The 18526-nt window shown below is 35.9% G+C and carries 17 protein-coding genes, 3 tRNA genes and 1 other annotated feature; all 20 genes read left to right on the forward strand.

The window, feature by feature from the left end; translation table 11 throughout:
* Positions 1-4: 4 nt before the first annotated feature.
* Positions 5-721, forward strand: coding sequence for an FAD-dependent thymidylate synthase (gene thyX, locus ACKF5P_RS00105; RefSeq protein WP_408955486.1), 717 nt, complete (start codon positions 5-7; stop codon positions 719-721).
* Entirely contained in the window at positions 721-1458 is a 738-nt protein-coding gene (gene rlmB, locus ACKF5P_RS00110) for a 23S rRNA (guanosine(2251)-2'-O)-methyltransferase RlmB (RefSeq protein ID WP_408955487.1), read from the forward strand. The genes thyX and rlmB overlap by 1 nt, the downstream gene beginning before the upstream one ends.
* Positions 1424-2284, forward strand: a complete 861-nt coding sequence (locus tag ACKF5P_RS00115; protein WP_408955488.1) for a VanW family protein — start codon at positions 1424-1426, stop codon at positions 2282-2284. The genes rlmB and ACKF5P_RS00115 overlap by 35 nt, the downstream gene beginning before the upstream one ends.
* A gap of 95 nt (positions 2285-2379) precedes the next feature.
* On the forward strand, positions 2380-3024 hold the full coding sequence (gene sigH, locus ACKF5P_RS00120) for an RNA polymerase sporulation sigma factor SigH (protein ID WP_408955489.1): 645 nt from the start codon (positions 2380-2382) through the stop codon (positions 3022-3024).
* A 240-nt stretch (positions 3025-3264) separates the two neighbouring features.
* A tRNA-Gly gene (locus ACKF5P_RS00125) sits at positions 3265-3341 on the forward strand.
* A tRNA-Thr gene (locus tag ACKF5P_RS00130) sits at positions 3342-3417 on the forward strand.
* Between the two features lie 91 nt (positions 3418-3508).
* A complete protein-coding gene (tuf, locus tag ACKF5P_RS00135; protein WP_408955490.1) occupies positions 3509-4693 on the forward strand; it encodes an elongation factor Tu in 1185 nt (394 codons plus the stop codon).
* 211 nt (positions 4694-4904) lie between these two features.
* Positions 4905-5054 carry a 50S ribosomal protein L33 gene (gene rpmG / locus ACKF5P_RS00140; RefSeq protein ID WP_408955491.1) on the forward strand — a complete coding sequence of 50 codons (150 nt, stop codon included), beginning with the start codon at positions 4905-4907 and terminating at the stop codon, positions 5052-5054.
* 12 nt (positions 5055-5066) lie between these two features.
* Positions 5067-5143: transfer RNA gene (locus ACKF5P_RS00145), tRNA-Trp, on the forward strand.
* A gap of 36 nt (positions 5144-5179) precedes the next feature.
* Positions 5180-5383 (forward strand): preprotein translocase subunit SecE, encoded by a 204-nt coding sequence (gene secE / locus ACKF5P_RS00150; RefSeq protein WP_408955492.1) that lies wholly within the window; start codon positions 5180-5182, stop codon positions 5381-5383.
* 41 nt (positions 5384-5424) lie between these two features.
* Complete coding sequence (gene nusG, locus ACKF5P_RS00155; protein ID WP_408955493.1) at positions 5425-5955, forward strand: transcription termination/antitermination protein NusG; 531 nt, start codon at positions 5425-5427, stop codon at positions 5953-5955.
* 13 nt (positions 5956-5968) lie between these two features.
* The gene (rplK, locus tag ACKF5P_RS00160) at positions 5969-6391 is read left to right on the forward strand and encodes a 50S ribosomal protein L11 (RefSeq protein WP_408955494.1); all 423 of its coding nucleotides are present in this window, start codon (positions 5969-5971) and stop codon (positions 6389-6391) included.
* A gap of 64 nt (positions 6392-6455) precedes the next feature.
* Positions 6456-7151, forward strand: coding sequence for a 50S ribosomal protein L1 (gene rplA, locus ACKF5P_RS00165; RefSeq protein WP_408955495.1), 696 nt, complete (start codon positions 6456-6458; stop codon positions 7149-7151).
* A 51-nt stretch (positions 7152-7202) separates the two neighbouring features.
* Positions 7203-7369, forward strand: a sequence feature (ribosomal protein L10 leader region).
* Between the two features lie 25 nt (positions 7370-7394).
* Positions 7395-7913 (forward strand): 50S ribosomal protein L10, encoded by a 519-nt coding sequence (rplJ, locus tag ACKF5P_RS00170; RefSeq protein WP_408955496.1) that lies wholly within the window; start codon positions 7395-7397, stop codon positions 7911-7913.
* A gap of 24 nt (positions 7914-7937) precedes the next feature.
* The gene (rplL, locus tag ACKF5P_RS00175; RefSeq protein ID WP_408955497.1) at positions 7938-8309 is read left to right on the forward strand and encodes a 50S ribosomal protein L7/L12; all 372 of its coding nucleotides are present in this window, start codon (positions 7938-7940) and stop codon (positions 8307-8309) included.
* A gap of 292 nt (positions 8310-8601) precedes the next feature.
* The gene (gene rpoB / locus ACKF5P_RS00180; protein WP_408955498.1) at positions 8602-11859 is read left to right on the forward strand and encodes a DNA-directed RNA polymerase subunit beta; all 3258 of its coding nucleotides are present in this window, start codon (positions 8602-8604) and stop codon (positions 11857-11859) included.
* 64 nt (positions 11860-11923) lie between these two features.
* Complete coding sequence (gene rpoC, locus ACKF5P_RS00185; protein WP_408956606.1) at positions 11924-15361, forward strand: DNA-directed RNA polymerase subunit beta'; 3438 nt, start codon at positions 11924-11926, stop codon at positions 15359-15361.
* A gap of 176 nt (positions 15362-15537) precedes the next feature.
* Entirely contained in the window at positions 15538-15906 is a 369-nt protein-coding gene (gene rpsL / locus ACKF5P_RS00190) for a 30S ribosomal protein S12 (protein ID WP_248617665.1), read from the forward strand.
* Between the two features lie 47 nt (positions 15907-15953).
* Positions 15954-16424, forward strand: coding sequence for a 30S ribosomal protein S7 (rpsG, locus tag ACKF5P_RS00195; RefSeq protein WP_408955499.1), 471 nt, complete (start codon positions 15954-15956; stop codon positions 16422-16424).
* Between the two features lie 28 nt (positions 16425-16452).
* Entirely contained in the window at positions 16453-18522 is a 2070-nt protein-coding gene (gene fusA, locus ACKF5P_RS00200) for an elongation factor G (protein WP_408955500.1), read from the forward strand.
* Positions 18523-18526 lie beyond the last annotated feature (4 nt).

An 18526-nucleotide genomic window follows, 5' to 3' on the forward strand; every position in this document is an offset into this window, starting at 1 on the left:
TTTGATGGAATTAAATGTTAAATTAATCAATCATACAACCAATCCAGAAAAGACGGCTGCTGCAGCAGCAAGGTTATGTTATTCTTCAGTTGGAGCTGATAAATTAGTGGAGGATATGAGTGATCAGGAAGCTGAGAATTTATTACAGGTTATTTTAGATAATGGTCATCTATCTACACTTGAACATATTAAGTTTACTTTTGCTGTTGAGGGGATTTCTAGAGTTACTACCCATCAGTTAGTCAGACATAGAATAGCTAGTTATTCTCAGCAGTCACAGCGTTATGTACGAGAAAAGGAACAGTTTGATTATATTATTCCAGCTAAGATCTTGGAGAATGAAAAGGCAGCAGAGTTATTTGAGAAAAATATGAAACAACAGCACAAGCTATATGAGCAGTTGACGAATAAGCTGGTAAAAGAAGGGTATGCTGAAAAAGAGGCTATTGAAGCAGCAAGGTATGTATTACCAAATGCAGCTGAAACAAAGATAGTTGTTACTATGAATGCTAGAAGTCTATTACACTTTTTTGAATTAAGGTGTTGTGAGCGTGCTCAAAGAGAGATTAGGGATTTAGCTAGGTTGATGCTTAAGCAGGTACAAGAGGTGGCACCTCTTATTTTCGCTAAAGCTGGACCATTATGTGAAACTGAAAAAAGATGTAAGGAAGGACAGATGAGCTGCGGAAGGTTAAACAAAATGAAAGAAGGTGATAAGTAATGGCAAAAATTGAGGGTAGAAATCCAGTGATTGAAGCTTTAAAAGCAGGAAGAGAGATAGAGAAAATTTTAATATTAAAGACTGCTCAAGGAAAGGTGATTGAGCAGATTCGAAAATTAGCTAAACAAGCAGGGGTTTATATTGAGCGAGTCAATAAAAACAACTTAACTAACTTAGCTGATTCTCATGCTCATCAAGGGGTGATTGCCTTTGCTGAGCCATTGAGTTATTGGAGTTTAAATCGGCTGATTAATCATGCTAAAAAGGAAAGTGACAGCCCTGTGTTGGTCTTGTTAGATGAGTTGAAGGATCCTCATAACTTCGGGGCAATTTTAAGAACAGCTAATGCAGCAGGAGCTCAAGGAGTGATTATTCCTAGTAGAAGATCGGTTGGTTTTTCACCAGTAGTAGCCAAGGCTTCTGCAGGAGCAGTAGAGTATCTACCTGTTGCTCAAGTAACTAATTTGGCCCGGACTATTGAACAGTTAAAGGAAGAAGGGTTTTGGATTGCAGGTGCTGATATAGCAGGAGAACAGTTGCATTATCAAGCCAATTTAACTGGAGCATTAGGGTTGGTAATTGGTAGTGAAGGTAGTGGCTTGAGAAGGTTAGTTAAGGAGAAATGTGATTTTTTAGTTAGGTTGCCGATGCAAGGGCAAGTAGATTCTTTAAATGCTTCAGTAGCAGCAGGAGTTCTATTATATGAAACGGTTCGGCAACAAGAAGCGGGTAACTAGAATGTTAAAAGTAAGAGATTTTAGATATCCAATAATCATTTATAGCATAGTCTTCTTTGTTCTAGTTAGCACAGGACTAGCTAATGCTAATTTTGCAACGGGGTTAAGGAAGTTGGCGGAATATAATGCAACTGATGTGGTTGCTACGTATACAACTTATTTTAACAAAGAAGAGGTGAATCGTAATACTAATATAAGATTAGCTGCAAAAAAGGTAGATGGAGTTGTACTTAAACCTAAGCAAGTTTTTTCCTTTAATCAAGTTGTTGGCCCTAGGAGCCAGGAAAGAGGATACAAAGAAGCACCAGAGATTATTGAAGGAGAATTTGTAGATGGGATAGGGGGTGGAATTTGTCAAGTTTCCTCTACCTTGTATAACACAGTCTTATTAGCCGGTTTAGAGGTAGTAAGCAGAACCAATCATTCACAGCCAGTAAGATATGTTCCACTAGGAAGAGGGGCTACAATTTATTACGACCAAATTGATTTTAAATTTAAGAATACAAGCGATTATCCAATAATGATAGTAGCTAGAGTTCTTGCTCAACAATTAACTGTCAGTTTGATAGGACGAGACCTTGGCAAATCTATTGAATTAGAGACTGCAGAGATTGAAGTATTAGAACCGGAAGTAGTAAAAAAAAGAGATGAAAGTTTAGCAAATGATCAACAAAAGATAGTCCAGGAAGGAAGAGAAGGATATAAAGTTGTTACTAAAAGAAAAATTAAAGAAGGCAATCAAATAACAAAAGAAGAAATTATTTCGCGGGATATTTATCTACCAGCAGTTCGAGTTATTAAGCATAATTTAAATGATTTGAGTTAGGAAAAAGTTACAGTCTCTCCTGCTTGACTAATAAAGATTACATAAGTTATAATAATAAATGTAATCTTGAAAGTAAAGGGTGGAGGCGATTATGGGTGAAAGGAAACTTACAATACAATGAACTTGACAGCTATGATAATATGACAGACGATGAAATAGTCGAATATGCCCAAAATGGTAATAATTTAGCAGTGGAATACTTACTTTGTAAGTATAAGAACTTCGTTAAGGCAAAATCAAGATCTTATTTTTTAATTGGTGGTGACAGAGAAGATATAATTCAAGAAGGAATGATCGGTCTTTATAAAGCTATTAGAGATTATAAAATAGAGAGACTAGCCTCTTTTCCTGCCTTTGCTGAGTTGTGTATTACAAGACAAATTATAACTGCAATTAAGACAGCTACAAGACAGAAACATCAACCGTTAAACTCTTATATTTCTCTTAATAAGCCTCTGTATAGTGAAGAATCTAATCGAACATTATTGGATATTTTAAAAGGGAGTAAGTTGTCTAATCCGGAACGATTATTTATTACTCATGAAACTTATCAAATATTAGAAACTAATATAAAAAAAATATTGAGTGATTTAGAATTAAGTGTTTTGATTGAATATTTAAAAGGAAAGAGTTATCAAGAGATTGCTGAAACTTTGGACAGGCATGCTAAATCAGTTGATAATGCATTGCAAAGAATCAAAAAGAAATTAGAAGATTTTTTGGAAAAAAAGGATATATGATTTAAATCAAAGAAAAACAGGATTAATTAGCCTTAAACAGCTTAAACAACTCTTAATTAGGTTTATTTTCTTAATTTAAATCTTGAACTCTGGAAATAAAAATAATATAATATCAGTGTTGTGTCTGTTATTTGGTGGATTGAATTATAGGGGGATATTAAAAACTAAAAGAACTATTAGTTTTTAATTTTTAATTTTCCCCTTTGTATAAGGAGTAAATTATCATAGATTAAGCTTAATGCGGGAGTAGCTCAGTTGGCTAGAGCACCAGCCTTCCAAGCTGGGTGTCGCCGGTTCGAATCCGGTTTCCCGCTCCAGCCCACATAGCTCAGTTGGTAGAGCGCATCCATGGTAAGGATGAGGTCACCGGTTCAATTCCGGTTGTGGGCTCCAAAAAAAATAATAAAATACATATTAAACAGGTGATATTATATCACCTTTAATTTATATAATTCAAGAAATGAATTTTAAGGGGGAAGATAAGATGGCAAAAGAAAAGTTTGAAAGAACGAAACCTCATGTTAATATTGGTACAATCGGTCACGTAGACCATGGTAAGACGACAACAACAGCTGCTATTACAAAGGTATTAGCAAAAGGTGAGGAAGGGTCATCAAATTTTGAAGATATTGATAATGCACCAGAAGAAAAGGAAAGAGGAATTACAATAGCAACATCACACGTAGAGTATGAAACAGCAAACAGACACTATGCTCACGTAGACTGTCCAGGACATGCTGACTATGTTAAGAATATGATTACAGGGGCAGCACAGATGGATGGTGCAATTTTAATTGTATCAGCAGCAGATGGGCCAATGCCACAAACAAGAGAGCACTTACTATTAGCTCGACAGGTAGGTGTACCACGAATAGTAGTCTTTTTGAACAAGGCAGATATGGTAGATGATGAAGAATTAATTGAATTAGTAGAGATGGAAGTAAGAGAATTACTTAATGAATATGATTTTGAAGGAGATGAAGCTCCAGTAGTAGTAGGATCTGCATTAAAAGCATTAGAAGAGCCAACTGGAGAATGGTCAGAGAATGTTATGGAGTTAATGGATGCGATTGATGAGTATATTCCAACTCCAGAAAGAGATACAGATAAAGAGTTCTTAATGCCAGTAGAGGATGTATTCAGTATTACAGGGCGTGGAACAGTAGCAACAGGTCGTGTAGAGAGTGGAATTATAGAAGTAAATGATGAGGTAGAAGTAGTAGGAATTAAAGATACAGAGACAACAGTAGTAACTGGAATTGAGATGTTCAGAAAGATGATGGACGAAGCACAGGCAGGAGATAATATAGGAGCATTATTAAGAGGTGTTAATCGAGAAGATATAGAGCGTGGCCAGGTATTAGCAGAGCCAGGAAGTATTACTCCTCATACTAAATTTAAAGCAGAGGTTTATGTTTTAAGTAAAGATGAAGGAGGAAGACATACTCCATTCTTTGATGGATATAAACCACAGTTTTACTTCAGAACTACAGATGTAACAGGAACAATTGACTTACCAGAAGGTGTAGAGATGGTAATGCCAGGAGATAACATTGAAATGGAAGGAAGCTTAATCTCTCCAATTGCAATGGATGCAGGAGTTCGATTTGCAATTAGAGAAGGTGGAAAGACTGTTGGTGCTGGAGTTGTTACTGAAATTATTGAATAATCCTCCTTATATTGGATATATTATTCAATATAAGGTGATTAATTTTATCGATGAGTATTCTTCAAATAGGAAAGGGTTACCCTTTCCTATTTATGCTCCTAACGCTAAAGTTTATTATTTTATAGGTTATTTTGTTGACTTTAGGTTAGAAATATGATATTGTGTGTAAGGTATTGAAAAATGATCTGCTCTGGTTGAGGAGGTGGCAGTGGTGAGAGAAATAATTACTTTAGCTTGTACAGAGTGTAAAAGGCGTAATTATTCAACAACTAAAAATAAAACTAATCATCGAGAAAGATTAGAACTGAAAAAGTATTGTAAATTCTGTCAAAAACATACTGTTCATAAGGAAACTAGGTAATTTTAATGATATAGGCTCGTGGCTCAATTGGCTAGAGCATCGGACTCCAAATCCGAGGGTTGGGGGTTCAAATCCCTCCGGGCCTGCCAATTATAAATCGGGAAACCAATGAGGGTGTGAAATAAATGGCTAAAAAAAGTACTTCGAAAAAAATCAAGAAGTTTTTGCGGGAAGTTAAAGCTGAATTAAGAAAAGTGAATTGGCCTAGTAAGCAAGAAATGGTTTCTTATACAATGGTAGTTATTGTTACTGTTTTGCTTATTTCTGTTTTTATTGGTGGGGTTGATTTACTCTTTTCTAGTCTGATTAGGCCGATTATTTTTAACTAAGGGGGGTGTGAATCCTACTAGATTTGTAGGGTTCCTTTATTATGGGTAGTAAAAAAGAATGGTATGCAATACATACCTATTCTGGCCATGAAGACAAGGTCAAAGCAAATTTGAAGCAGCGTATTAAAGCAACAGGAATGGAAGATAATATTTTTGAAATTTTAATTCCGACTCAAGACAAAGTCAAGATAAAAAATGATAAAAAGAAAGTAGTTAAAGATAAAATTTTTCCTGGATATGTATTAATTGAAATGATTATGGGTGATGATTCTTGGTATGTTGTCCGTAATACTCCAGGGGTAATTGGTTTTGCTAGTGCTGGGACAAACCCAATACCAGTAAAAGAGACCGAGATGGCTCATGTGCTTCAAGATATGGGGCTAGAAAAGCAGGTAACTGATATTGGGGTAGAAGAGGGTCAGAGTGTAAGAGTTACAGAAGGGCCATTTGAAGATTTTGTAGGAGAAGTTCAAGAAATAGATTATGAGAAAAATAAATTAATTGTTTTAGTTTCTATGTTTGGTCGTGAAACTCCAGTCGAATTGGAGTTTGATCAAATAGAGAATGTATAAGGAGGTGTAGAAAATGGCTAAAAAAGTTGTTGGTAAAATTAGTTTACAAATTTCTGCTGGTAAAGCTAATCCAGCTCCACCAGTTGGCCCGGCATTAGGGCAGCATGGAGTTAATATCATGGAATTTTGTAAAGCTTTTAATGCTAAAACTGCTGATCAAGCTGGAAATGTTATTCCTGTTGAGATTACTGTTTATGCGGATCGTTCATTTGATTTTATTACTAAAACTCCTCCGGCTGCTAACTTATTAAAGAAAGCGGCAGGTATTGAAACTGCATCTGGAGAGCCTAATATTAATAAAGTTGCTACTGTTAGCAAAGAAGATGTTAAAGAGATTGCTGAGTTAAAGATGGAGGATTTAAATGCAGCTAGTTTGGAGTCAGCAATGAGTATGATTGAAGGAACTGCAAGGAGTATGGGGATTAAGGTTAAGTAATTAATAAAATATAATTTAAAAAGTGGGAGGAATTTTCCGCTAATACCACCAAGGAGGTTTGCAAATGTCTAATAGATATAATGAACTATTAGAGAAAATTGATCGCGAAAAAGAATATGAAATTAAAGAGGCTTTAGAGCTAGCTAAAGAGACTGCTACAGCAAACTTTAGTGAAACTATTGAATTAGCTGTTAACTTAGGAATTGATCCTAAAAAGAATGATCAACAACTTAGAGGTGCAGTTGTCTTGCCGCAAGGGACTGGCCAAGATGTTACAGTAGTTGTTTTTGCACAAGGTGAAAAAGTTAAAGAAGCTGAAGAAGCTGGAGCTGATTTTGTAGGTAGTGATGAATTGGTTGAAAAGATAGAAGATGGTTGGTTAGATTTTGATGTAGCAATAGCAACTCCAGATATGATGAGTGTAGTTGGTAAGCTAGGGCCAATACTAGGGCCACAAGGATTAATGCCTAACCCAAAGATTGGTACTGTTACATTTGATTTAGAGAAAGCTGTAAAGGATGTTAAAGCAGGAAAGATAGAGTATAGAGCTGATGATGGTGGTAATATACATCTACCAATCGGAAAGGATGACTTTACTGTTGAGCAATTGTTTGAAAACTTTGAAACAGTAATGGATGTCATAATTAGATCTAGACCTGCTGGAGCTAAAGGGAAGTACTTACTAAATATTGCTGTTTCTCCTACAATGGGAGCAGGAATTAAAATAGATTCCCAAGAAGTCATTAAATTCTTTGATTAAATATATTGACTGTTATTAATTAATATGTTATAATTCAGTTTGTGGATTAAAAATGAATATAAATCGAAGCCGTAGACAGTAGGTACTTATTAAGTTAAGTTTAAATCCTTGAGCCTGCCGAGGCTGGAGCAAAATATAGGGTGAATCTGTCTCTGTATTTTGGCAATAAATTTGTGGGTCTCCAGCTATGCTACGGGGGGCTCTTTTTTAGTTGTATTTGATGAGGAGGTGTAGTCAAAGAAGATGGGTCAGCGAAAAGCGAAAGAGTTAGTTGTTGAAGAGCTTACTCAGAAATTTAAAGATTCTAAATCAGCTGTTTTGACAGATTATCGTGGTTTAGATGTCGCAGAGGTTACAGAGTTACGTGATAAATTGAGAGAAGCTGGTGTTGAGTATAAAGTTGTTAAAAATACATTAGCTTTTTTAGCCGCTAAAGAAGTAGGTTATGAAGAGATTAAAGATTTTTTAACTGGGCCAACAGCGATTGCTTTTTCTACTGAAGATCCAGTTGCACCAGCTAAGGTATTATCTGAATTTGCAGATGATCACGAGGATCTAGAAATTAAGTCTGGGATTATTGAAGGCGATATTATTGATGTTGATGGAGTGACAGCATTAGCTGATATTCCACCGCGAGAAGTTTTATTAGGACAAGTTGCTCGTGGTATGAAAGCACCAATCAATGGATTAGTACACTGTTTAAATCATCCATTAAAGGAATTAGTACAGGTACTTAACCAAATTAAAAAAGAAAAAGAATAATAAAATTCAAGGAGGATATTAACAATGACTAAAGAAGAAATTTTAGAAGCAATTGAAAATATGACAGTTTTAGAATTAGCGGAATTGGTTGAAGAATTAGAGGAGAAATTTGATGTTAGTGCAGCTGCTCCTGTAGCAATGGCTGCTCCTGGAGCAGGTGGAGCTGCTGGTGGCGCTGAAGAACAGACAGAATTTGATGTTGTATTAACTTCTGCTGGAAGTAGTAAGATTAAAGTGATTAAAGCTGTTAGAGAAGTTACAGATTTAGGATTAAAAGATGCTAAAGCATTAGTTGATGACGCTCCAAATCCAGTTAAAGAAGGATTGGAAAAGGAAGCAGCAGAGGAAATTAAAGAACAATTAGAAGAAGCTGGAGCTGAAGTAGAGGTTAAGTAATTTTTCTTTAATTTTCAAACAAGAATAAGTAGTAAAAAAAGCACTCTGTTTAATTAAACAGAGTGCTTTTTTACCTTGCTAAATCCGGCTTCATCTCTTGACAATGATAGCACTTTGTGTTACTATTGTTTATTGTTACAGGCATATTATTAGGTGATTAAATAAATTTACATGATTTTAATTATATGTATAGTTTATATAAAAAAGTAAATACTAAATAATGTTTTATAGAATGATTTGAAAATGATGGCAAAGTAAGGCTGATAAAATCTTTGGGGGTGACTATTCATTTATGGCCAGTCCAGAAAGTTCTTTAAGAAGAAGAAGGCGTAGTTTTGCTAAGGTTGAAGGTGGAATGGAGATTCCATATTTATTAAAGACACAAGTTGATTCATACAATTGGTTTTTAGAAGAAGGTTTACTAGAAATGTTTCATGAGATTTCCCCTATTCAAGATTTTTCCGAAAATTTAGTATTAGAGTTTATCGATTATTACTTAGATGAGCCCAAGTATGATAAAGATGAAAGTAGAAATCGTGATGTAACATATTCAGCACCATTAAATGTTAAAGTCAGGTTGATTAATCAAGAAACCGGTGAAATTAAGGAGCAAGATGTTTTCATGGCTGACTTTCCAGTGTTGACTGATGAAGGTACATTTATTGTCAATGGTGCAGAGAGAGTAATTGTTAATCAGCTAATTCGTTCCTCTGGAGTCTACTTTGATCAGGAAGTTACTAAAGATGGGCGTACTTTGTATAATGGAAGTATAATTCCAAACCGTGGAGCTTGGATTGAATTTGAATATGACAAGAAGGATATCATTGCAGTTAGAGTTGATCGTAATCGAAAGATACCATCAACTGTTTTATTCAGAGCTTTAGGGTATGGAACTGATGCTGAATTACTTGATTTATTTGGTGAACATGAAATAATACATAATACAATTGAACGTGATAATACTGAAACGCATGAAGAAGCACTAATTGAATTATATAAAAAGATTCGCCCTGGAGAGCCTCCTACAGTAGAGAGTGCTCAAAATTTAATAGAATCATTATTTTTTGATTCTAAACGATATGATTTAGCTAAAGTTGGTCGATATAAGATAAATAAAAAGTTAGATTTGGATATTGACCCTGATCAAAGAACATTGGCTAAAGAAGATATTATAGGAACAGTTAAATATATGCTTAAATTGATAGATAAAGATGAATCTGCTTGGATAGATGATATTGATCATCTAGGTAACAGGCGACTTAAAACAGTAGGAGAATTATTACAAAATCAATTTAGAATCGGTTTGGCAAGAATGGAACGTGTTGTCAGAGAGAGAATGACTATTCAAGATATTGATGTAATTACTCCACAAAATTTGATTAATACCCGACCAGTAGCAGCGGCAATCAAAGAATTTTTTGGTAGTAGTCAGTTATCTCAGTTTATGGATCAAACTAATCCATTGTCAGAGTTAACTCATAAAAGAAGAATGAGTGCGTTAGGGCCGGGTGGTCTAAGTCGTGAACGTGCTGGGTTTGATGTTAGAGATGTACATCATACTCATTATGGTAGAATTTGTCCGATTGAGACTCCTGAAGGGCCAAACATTGGGTTGATTGGTTCTATGTGTATTTATGGAAAGACTAATGAGTTTGGATTTATCCAAACACCTTATCGAAAGGTCGAAGATGGGGTTGTTACAGAACAAATTGACTATTTAACAGCTGATGAAGAGGATAGATATGTAGTTACTCAGGCAAATGAACCTCTTGATGAGAATAATAGATTGGTTAATGATAAGGTTTTTGTTCGTTACAAAGAAGAAACTTTACAAGTTTCTCCTAAGAAAGTTGATTATATGGATGTATCTCCTAAGCAGATTATAAGTGTTTCTGCAGCCTTAGTTCCGTTTTTAGAGAATGATGATGCTAACCGAGCATTAATGGGAGCTAATATGCAGCGGCAAGCTGTTCCATTATTAAAGACAGATGCTCCACGAGTAGGAACAGGAATTGAATATGAAGCAGCTAAAGATTCTGGTGCTGTAATAGTAGCTAAGAATCCTGGTGAAGTTATGAAGGTATCAGCAAGTGAGATCTTGATTAAAACTGATCAAGGAACAGTTGATAAATATAAGCTGACTAAATTTGCCCGTTCTAATCAAGGAAGTTGTATGAATCAACAACCTATTGTTAGAAAAGGTGACCGAGTTGAAGAAGGATTGATTATTGCTGATGGCCCGGCGACTGATAAAGGTGAATTAGCATTAGGTAAAAACTGTGTTGTTGCCTTTATGCCGTGGGAAGGTTATAACTATGAGGATGCTATTTTAATCAGTGAAAAGTTGGTTAAAGAAGATGCCTTAACTTCAATCCATATTGAAGAATATGAAGCTGAAGCTCGTGATACTAAACTGGGGCCTGAAGAGATTACACGTGGCATACCAAATGTTGGAGATGATGCTTTGAAGGATTTGGATGAGCGTGGAATTATTAGGGTTGGAGCAGAAGTAGAGCCAGGAGATATTTTGGTTGGAAAGGTAACTCCTAAAGGTGAAACAGAATTATCTGCTGAAGAGAGGTTATTACGAGCTATTTTTGGGGAAAAAGCTAGAGAGGTTAGAGACACTTCCCTAAAGGTACCACATGGTGAAGAGGGTATTGTTGTTGATGTTAAGGTCTTTGATAGAGAAGATGGAGATGAATTGAAAGCAGGAGTTAATAGATTAGTTCGAGTATATGTAGCTAAAAAACTCAAGATTACTGTTGGTGATAAATTAGCTGGTCGCCATGGTAATAAAGGTGTTATTTCTAGAATTTTACCTGAAGAAGATATGCCATATTTACCAAATGGTGAGCCAGTAGAAATTGTTTTAAATCCATTAGGAGTACCATCAAGAATGAATATTGGTCAGGTTTTGGAGACGCATTTAGGTATGGCTGCTAAAGCTTTAGATATTCATGTTTCAACACCTGTCTTTAATGGAGCAACTGAAGAAGAGGTAGAGGATATCTTAGAAGAAGCAGGGTTAGAGCGTGATGGGAAAGTAGAGTTATGTGATGGTCGAACTGGAGAAAAATTCGAGAATCGGGTAACTGTTGGTGTAATGTATATTCTGAAGTTGCATCATCTAGCTCATGACAAAATGCATGGTCGTTCAACCGGACCATATTCTCTAGTAACTCAACAGCCACTAGGAGGTAAAGCACAATTTGGTGGTCAGCGTTTTGGAGAGATGGAAGTTTGGGCTTTAGAAGCCTATGGGGCAGCGCATACACTACAAGAGATGCTAACAGCTAAGTCAGACGATGTTGTAGGTCGTGTGCAAGCCTATGAGTCTATTGTGAAAGGTGAGAATGTACCTGAGCCTGGTATTCCAGAGTCATTTAAGGTGTTAATTAAAGAAATGCAAAGTATTGGACTGGATGCTAAAGTTTATTCTGCTGAAGAAGAAGAGTTGTCGATTGAAGAAAAAGATATCAATGAAACGACTAAAAAGTTAGGGTTGGATTTGATTGATACTGAAGATGATCAAGAAGATGAAGATTAAGCTGATTGAGCAGAAGTTATTAGTTTAAGCTTAAAAATTAAACTAAAGAAGGGGGAGTGTGCCCTTGTTTAATGTCAACAACTTTGATTCGATGAAAATAGGTTTAGCTTCACCAAAAAAGATTCGTTCTTGGTCTAGTGGTGAAGTAAAGAAACCAGAGACGATTAATTATCGAACTTTGAAACCGGAAAAAGAAGGGCTTTTTTGTGAAAAGATCTTTGGACCTACCAAGGATTGGGAGTGCCATTGTGGAAAATATAAGCGGGTTCGTTATAAGGGAGTTGTTTGTGACCGCTGTGGTGTTGAGGTTACACGTTCTAAGGTGAGAAGAGAGAGAATGGGGCATATTGAATTAGCAGCACCTGTTTCTCATATTTGGTTCTTTAAAGGAATCCCTAGTCGTTTAGGATTAGTTATGGATATGTCACCACGTTCTTTAGAAAAAGTGCTATATTTTGTTTCTTATATTGTAATTGAATCTGGTGATACACCATTAAGTGATAAACAATTATTAACAGAAAATGAATACCGAGAAGCTAAGATGAAATATGGTAAAGAATTCAAGGCCGGCATGGGTGCTGGTGCGATTAAAGAAATTTTAAAGAATATGGATTTAGAAAAAGAAGTTGATGAATTAGCCAAGGAAACCAAAGAAGTATCTGGCCAGAGACGTAAACGAATAGTACGGAGATTAAAGGTGCTAGAAGGTTTGAGAACATCTGGTAATAATCCTGAATGGATGATTTTAGATGTTATTCCTGTTATCCCTCCTGAGTTAAGACCTATGGTCCAGCTTGATGGGGGCAGGTTTGCAACTTCAGATTTAAATGATCTTTATCGTAGAGTAATCAATCGTAATAATCGATTGAAGAGATTATTGGATCTTGGTGCACCGGATATTATTATTCGCAATGAAAAGAGAATGCTTCAAGAAGCTGTTGATGCTTTGATTGATAATGGTCGTCGTGGAAGACCCGTTACTGGTGCAGGAAATAGACCATTAAAATCATTAAGCGATATGTTAAAAGGAAAGCAAGGGCGTTTCCGCCAAAACTTATTAGGGAAGCGTGTTGACTATTCAGGACGGTCTGTAATTGTTGTTGGACCTGATTTAAGAATGGATCAATGTGGTTTGCCAAAGAAGATGGCCTTGGAGCTATTTAAGCCTTTTGTTATGAAACGATTGGTCGATAAAGAGTTGGCCCATAATATCAAAAGTGCAAAAGGTATGGTTGAGAAATTAGATGAAGAAGTTTGGGATATATTAGAAGAGGTAATTAAAGAACATCCTGTATTATTGAATCGTGCTCCTACACTTCATAGGTTAGGGATTCAAGCTTTTGAGCCGATTTTAGTAGAAGGAAAAGCAATTAAAATTCATCCTTTAGTCTGCCCAGCTTATAATGCTGATTTTGATGGTGACCAAATGGCAGTACATGTTCCGCTATCAGCTGAAGCTCAGGCGGAATGTAGACTAATGATGCTATCTACTTATAATTTATTATCTCCAGCTGATGGAGAAGCAATTGCTGTTCCATCTCAAGATATGGTGTTAGGTGCTTATTACTTGACAATTATTAAAGATGGGGCCAAAGGTGAGGGCAAATTTTTTGGTTCAGCATCTGATGTAATAAAAGCCTATGAAAATGATATGGTTGAGTTACAGACTGAAATCAAGTATAGACTAGATAATGGAGAATGGATAGAAACAGGTGTAGGTAGGGTAATCTTTAATGATGCACTACCAGAACAACTTCCATTTTATAATAAGGTTTTTGACAAAGGTGAGTTAGGAGATTTGATTACTGAAAGTTATAAAAAATTAGGGTCAAATCAGGCTGCTGATATTTTAGATGCTCTTAAAAACTTAACCTTTGAATATGCAACGAAATCTGGAATTACAATTGGTGTAACTGATGTTGATATTCCGGATAAGAAATATGAAATTTTGGATGAATCTGAAGAAAAAGTTAGTAAAGTTGAACGACAGTATCGTCGTGGTTTGATTACTGAAAAAGAAAGGTATCAACGAGTAATTAGTATCTGGGGTAAAGCTAAAGATAGAGTTACTGAAGCGTTGATTGACAACTTAGGTGAGTTTAATCCAATCTATATGATGGCTACTTCAGGTGCTCGTGGTAATAAATCACAAATCACTCAGCTAGGTGGAATGCGTGGTTTGATGGCTGACCCTTCTGGTCGAATTATTGATATGCCGATCAAAGCTTCTTTTAGAGAAGGGCTAACAGTTTTGGAATATTTTATTTCTACTCACGGAGCACGAAAAGGATTGGCCGACACTGCATTAAGAACAGCAGACTCTGGTTATTTGACCAGAAGACTGGTTGATGTTTCTCAAGATGTAATTGTTAGAGAAAGAGATTGTGGTACTGTTGAAGGGTTATTACTAGAAGCAATTAAAGAAGATGGAGAGATTATTGAACCGTTAAGTGAGAGAGTGTTAGGTAGAACTGCTTCTGTTGATATTATTGATCCTAACACAGAGCAAGTTATAGTTTCAGAAGGTGAGATAATTGATGAAGAAGCAATTGATGAGATTGAAAAAGCAGGAATTGAAGCAGTAGAAATTAAAACGATCCTGACTTGTCGAACAAAACATGGAGTTTGTCAAGAGTGTTATGGTCGTAATCTTGCTGATCGTAAGTTGGTCAATGTAGGAGAAGCAGTTGGAATTATGGCTGCTCAATCTATTGGAGAGCCAGGGACTCAGCTAACAATGAGAACATTCCATACAGGTGGTGTTGCAGGGGATGATATTACGCAGGGTCTCCCAAGAGTTGAGGAGTTATTTGAGGCCCGTAGTCCTAAAGGACAGGCAGTTGTAACAGAATTAGATGGTCAAGTAAATTTAGTTGAAAAAAGCAACTCTTATAAAGCGGTGATTAAGACTGAAGAGGGTAGGCAAAAGACTTATCAATTACCTTATGGATCTGAAATTCTGGTTAAAGATAAAGAGTATGTTACAGCAGGTGACAAGTTAACCAAAGGACCATTAGATCCAGAAGATATCTTAACAATTAGAGGTAGGCGAGATGTACAAAAATATTTATTAAGGGAAGTCCAAAGTGTTTATCGTTCACAAGGGGTTGAGATTAATGATAAACATATAGAAGTTATTATCAGGCAGATGTTAAGTAAGGTTAAGATTAAAGAGTCTGGTGATACTGACTTATTACCTGGTAATTTAATAGATGTTTTTGAATTTGAAAAGATTAATGAAGAAGTAATAGCTGAAGGAAAAGAGCCTGCTACTGCTAAACCGGAATTATTAGGAATTACAAAAGCTTCCCTATCAACGGATAGCTTTTTATCTGCTGCATCTTTCCAAGAGACAACTAGAGTTTTAACTGAAGCTTCGTTAGAAGGAAAGAATGATAATTTACTAGGTTTGAAAGAAAATGTAATTATTGGTCAATTAATTCCAGCAGGAACTGGTATGAAGCAGTACCATGAAATTGATGCGAAAATTGTAGAAGATTAAAAAAACAAGAAAAAGGTTGACAGTTAGCAGACAAAGTGTTAAAATACGTAAGTGTGTTGTGAACTAGCAACTAAGAGATAGATCATGATTTTATAAATTATTTGATTTGAGATGTAACAAAACTCAATAGGATAGTTAGTTGGTTTGATTAAAAAATGGAAGGAGGTGTTTTGTGAATGCCAACAATAAATCAACTTATACGTAAAGGAAGAAATAAGGTTAAGAAGAAAAAAGGGGCTAGAGCTTTAGAAGGAGCACCTCAAAAGAGAGGAGTTTGTACTAGAGTATATACTGCAACTCCTAAAAAACCTAACTCTGCATTAAGAAAAGTAGCACGTGTTAGATTAACTAATGGAAAAGAAGTTACAGCTTACATTCCTGGAATTGGTCATAATTTACAAGAACACTCTGTTGTTTTAGTAAGAGGTGGTCGTGTTAAGGATTTGCCAGGTGTTAGATATACGATAGTACGTGGAGCGTTGGATACTGCAGGAGTTGAAGATAGACGTAAAGGTCGTTCTAAATATGGTGTTAAAAAGCCTTAATTAGGTTGGAATTTAATAATTGATGGAAAAAAGGGGGGAATAATAAGATGTCAAGAAAGAATAGAGCTCAACGAAGAGAGGTCGATCCTGATCCAGTATATAATAGCAAGCTTGTAAGTCGATTTATTAATAAGATTATGATTAATGGTAAAAAGAGCTTAGCTGAAAATATTTTTTACGATGCTATGGAATTAATTACAGAAAAGACAGGCGAAGATGCTAAGGAAGTTTTAAAAGAAGCTTTAAATAATGTAATGCCTGTTTTAGAAATTAGAACTCGCCGTGTTGGTGGAGCAAATTATCAAGTCCCTATAGAAGTCGATAATAATCGGCGTTTGACTTTAGGAATGCGTTGGATTATTAATGCAGCAAGGGATAGAAATGAGAGAAAAATGGTTGAAAGATTTACTAGTGAAATTGTTGATGCTTATAATGAAGAAGGCGGAGCAGTAAGAAAAAAGGAAGAAGTACATCGAATGGCTGAAGCAAACAAAGCTTTCGCACATTATAGATGGTAATTAAAGAATAAAAAGGAAGGTGTTGGAAGTGCCTAGACAGTTTTCATTAAAAAAGACTAGGAATATTGGAATCATGGCACATATTGATGCAGGGAAGACGACAGCTACTGAAAGAATTTTATTCTATACAGGTCGTGTGCATAAAATTGGAGAGACACATGATGGTGCTTCTCAGATGGATTGGATGGAGCAAGAAAAAGAACGTGGAATTACAATCACTTCTGCTGCAACAACTTGTCAATGGGATGATCATAGAATTAATATCATAGATACGCCTGGACACGTGGACTTTACGGTTGAGGTAGAGAGGTCTTTAAGAGTTTTAGATGGAGCAATTGGTGTCTTTTGTTCAGTAGGAGGAGTTGAACCGCAATCTGAAACAGTTTGGCGTCAAGCTGATAAATACAATGTACCAAGAATTGCTTTTGTTAATAAGATGGATAGAACTGGAGCAGATTTTTATAATGTACTAGATATGATGAAAGAGAGGATTGCTGCTAATCCTGTTGCTCTTCAACTTCCAATAGGAAAGGAAGAGAATTATCTAGGATCAATTGATTTAGTAGAGATGAAAGCGATTGTTTATGAGGATGAACTTGGGGTTGATTATGTTGAAAAAGAGATCCCTGATGACCTACAAGAAAAAGCTGAAGAATATCGTGAATTATTAATTGAAAAATTAGCAGATTTAGATGAAGAAATTATGATGAAATATTTAGAAGGTGAAGAAATTACAGTTGAAGAGATTAAGGCAGCTATTCGAAAAGGGACTATTGATAATGAATTTACTCCAGTCTTTTGTGGTACTGCTTTAAAGAACAAAGGGATTCAGCCTTTATTAGATGCAATTATTGATTATTTGCCGGCACCAGTTGATATACCATCTGTTACAGGGTTAGATCCTAAAACAGAGGAAGAAATCAGTCGAGAAACTGCTGATGATGCTCCATTTTCTGCTTTAGCATTTAAGATCATGACTGACCCTTATGTGGGTAAGTTAGCTTTCTTTAGAGTTTATTCTGGAATTCTAGAAGCTGGTTCTTATATTTATAATTCAACAAAAGATGAAAAAGAACGAGTTGGTAGAATTTTGCAGATGCATGCTAATAAGCGAGAAGAGAGAGAAGAGGTTTTTGCTGGAGACTTAGCTGCAGCGGTAGGACTTAAAAATACTACAACAGGAGATACATTATGTACAGCAGATGAGCCAGTTATCTTAGAATCTATGGAATTCCCTGAAACAGTTATCGATGTAGCTATTGAACCTAAAACGCAAAAAGATAGTGATAAGTTAGGTGAAGCTTTACAGAAATTAGCTGAAGAGGATCCAACATTTAATGTTAGAACTGATGAAGAAACTGGACAGACAATTATTTCAGGTATGGGTGAGCTACACTTAGAGGTAATCATTGATCGTTTAACGAGAGAGTTTAATGTTGAAGCTAACATTGGAGAACCTCAAGTTGCTTATCGAGAGACTGTTACTAAGAAAGCTGAAATTGAAGGCAAATTCATTCGCCAATCTGGTGGCCGTGGTCAATATGGTCATGTAATTATGGAAATTGAACCATTAGAAGCCGGAGAAGGATTTGAGTTTGAAGATAATATTGTTGGCGGAGTTGTACCAAGAGATTACATTAGTTCTGTTGAAGACGGTGTTAGAGAAGCTTTAGAAAATGGTGTTTTAGCTAATTATCCAGTAGTTGATGTCAAGGTTGCTTTAAATGATGGTTCGTATCACGAAGTTGACTCTTCTGAGATGGCCTTTAAAATTGCTGGTTCTATGGCAATTAGAGAGGGTGCACATAGAGCAAATCCTGTATTGCTAGAGCCAGTCATGGCAGTTGAGGTTACAACTCCTGAAGAATATATGGGAGATGTAATTGGAGACCTTAACTCTCGACGGGGACAGGTTGAAGGTATGGAACAACGAGGAAATGCACGAGTAATTAGAGCTAATGTTCCATTAGCTGAGATGTTTGGATATGCAACTGATCTTCGCTCTAATACACAAGGGCGTGCTCAGTATGTAATGCAAATGGATCATTATGATGAAGTACCTAAAAGTATTGCTAAAGAAATTATGGAACAAGCTTAATAAA

This window comes from Natroniella sp. ANB-PHB2 (assembly GCF_046097105.1).
Taxonomy (GTDB): domain Bacteria; phylum Bacillota; class Halanaerobiia; order Halobacteroidales; family Halobacteroidaceae; genus Natroniella.

Excerpts from the sequence above, each read along its gene's own strand:
- rpoB (WP_408955498.1), top strand. The coding sequence starts at position 8,602 with ATGGCCAGTCCAGAAAGTTCTTTAAGAAGAAGAAGGCGTAGTTTTGCT.
- secE (WP_408955492.1), top strand. The coding sequence starts at position 5,180 with ATGGCTAAAAAAAGTACTTCGAAAAAAATCAAGAAGTTTTTGCGGGAA.
- rplJ (WP_408955496.1), top strand. The coding sequence starts at position 7,395 with ATGGGTCAGCGAAAAGCGAAAGAGTTAGTTGTTGAAGAGCTTACTCAG.
- ACKF5P_RS00115 (WP_408955488.1), top strand. The coding sequence starts at position 1,424 with ATGAAACGGTTCGGCAACAAGAAGCGGGTAACTAGAATGTTAAAAGTA.
- rplL (WP_408955497.1), top strand. The coding sequence starts at position 7,938 with ATGACTAAAGAAGAAATTTTAGAAGCAATTGAAAATATGACAGTTTTA.
- rpsG (WP_408955499.1), top strand. The coding sequence starts at position 15,954 with ATGTCAAGAAAGAATAGAGCTCAACGAAGAGAGGTCGATCCTGATCCA.
- thyX (WP_408955486.1), top strand. The coding sequence starts at position 5 with ATGGAATTAAATGTTAAATTAATCAATCATACAACCAATCCAGAAAAG.
- rlmB (WP_408955487.1), top strand. The coding sequence starts at position 721 with ATGGCAAAAATTGAGGGTAGAAATCCAGTGATTGAAGCTTTAAAAGCA.
- rplA (WP_408955495.1), top strand. The coding sequence starts at position 6,456 with ATGTCTAATAGATATAATGAACTATTAGAGAAAATTGATCGCGAAAAA.
- rpsL (WP_248617665.1), top strand. The coding sequence starts at position 15,538 with ATGCCAACAATAAATCAACTTATACGTAAAGGAAGAAATAAGGTTAAG.
- tuf (WP_408955490.1), top strand. The coding sequence starts at position 3,509 with ATGGCAAAAGAAAAGTTTGAAAGAACGAAACCTCATGTTAATATTGGT.
- nusG (WP_408955493.1), top strand. The coding sequence starts at position 5,425 with ATGGGTAGTAAAAAAGAATGGTATGCAATACATACCTATTCTGGCCAT.
- rplK (WP_408955494.1), top strand. The coding sequence starts at position 5,969 with ATGGCTAAAAAAGTTGTTGGTAAAATTAGTTTACAAATTTCTGCTGGT.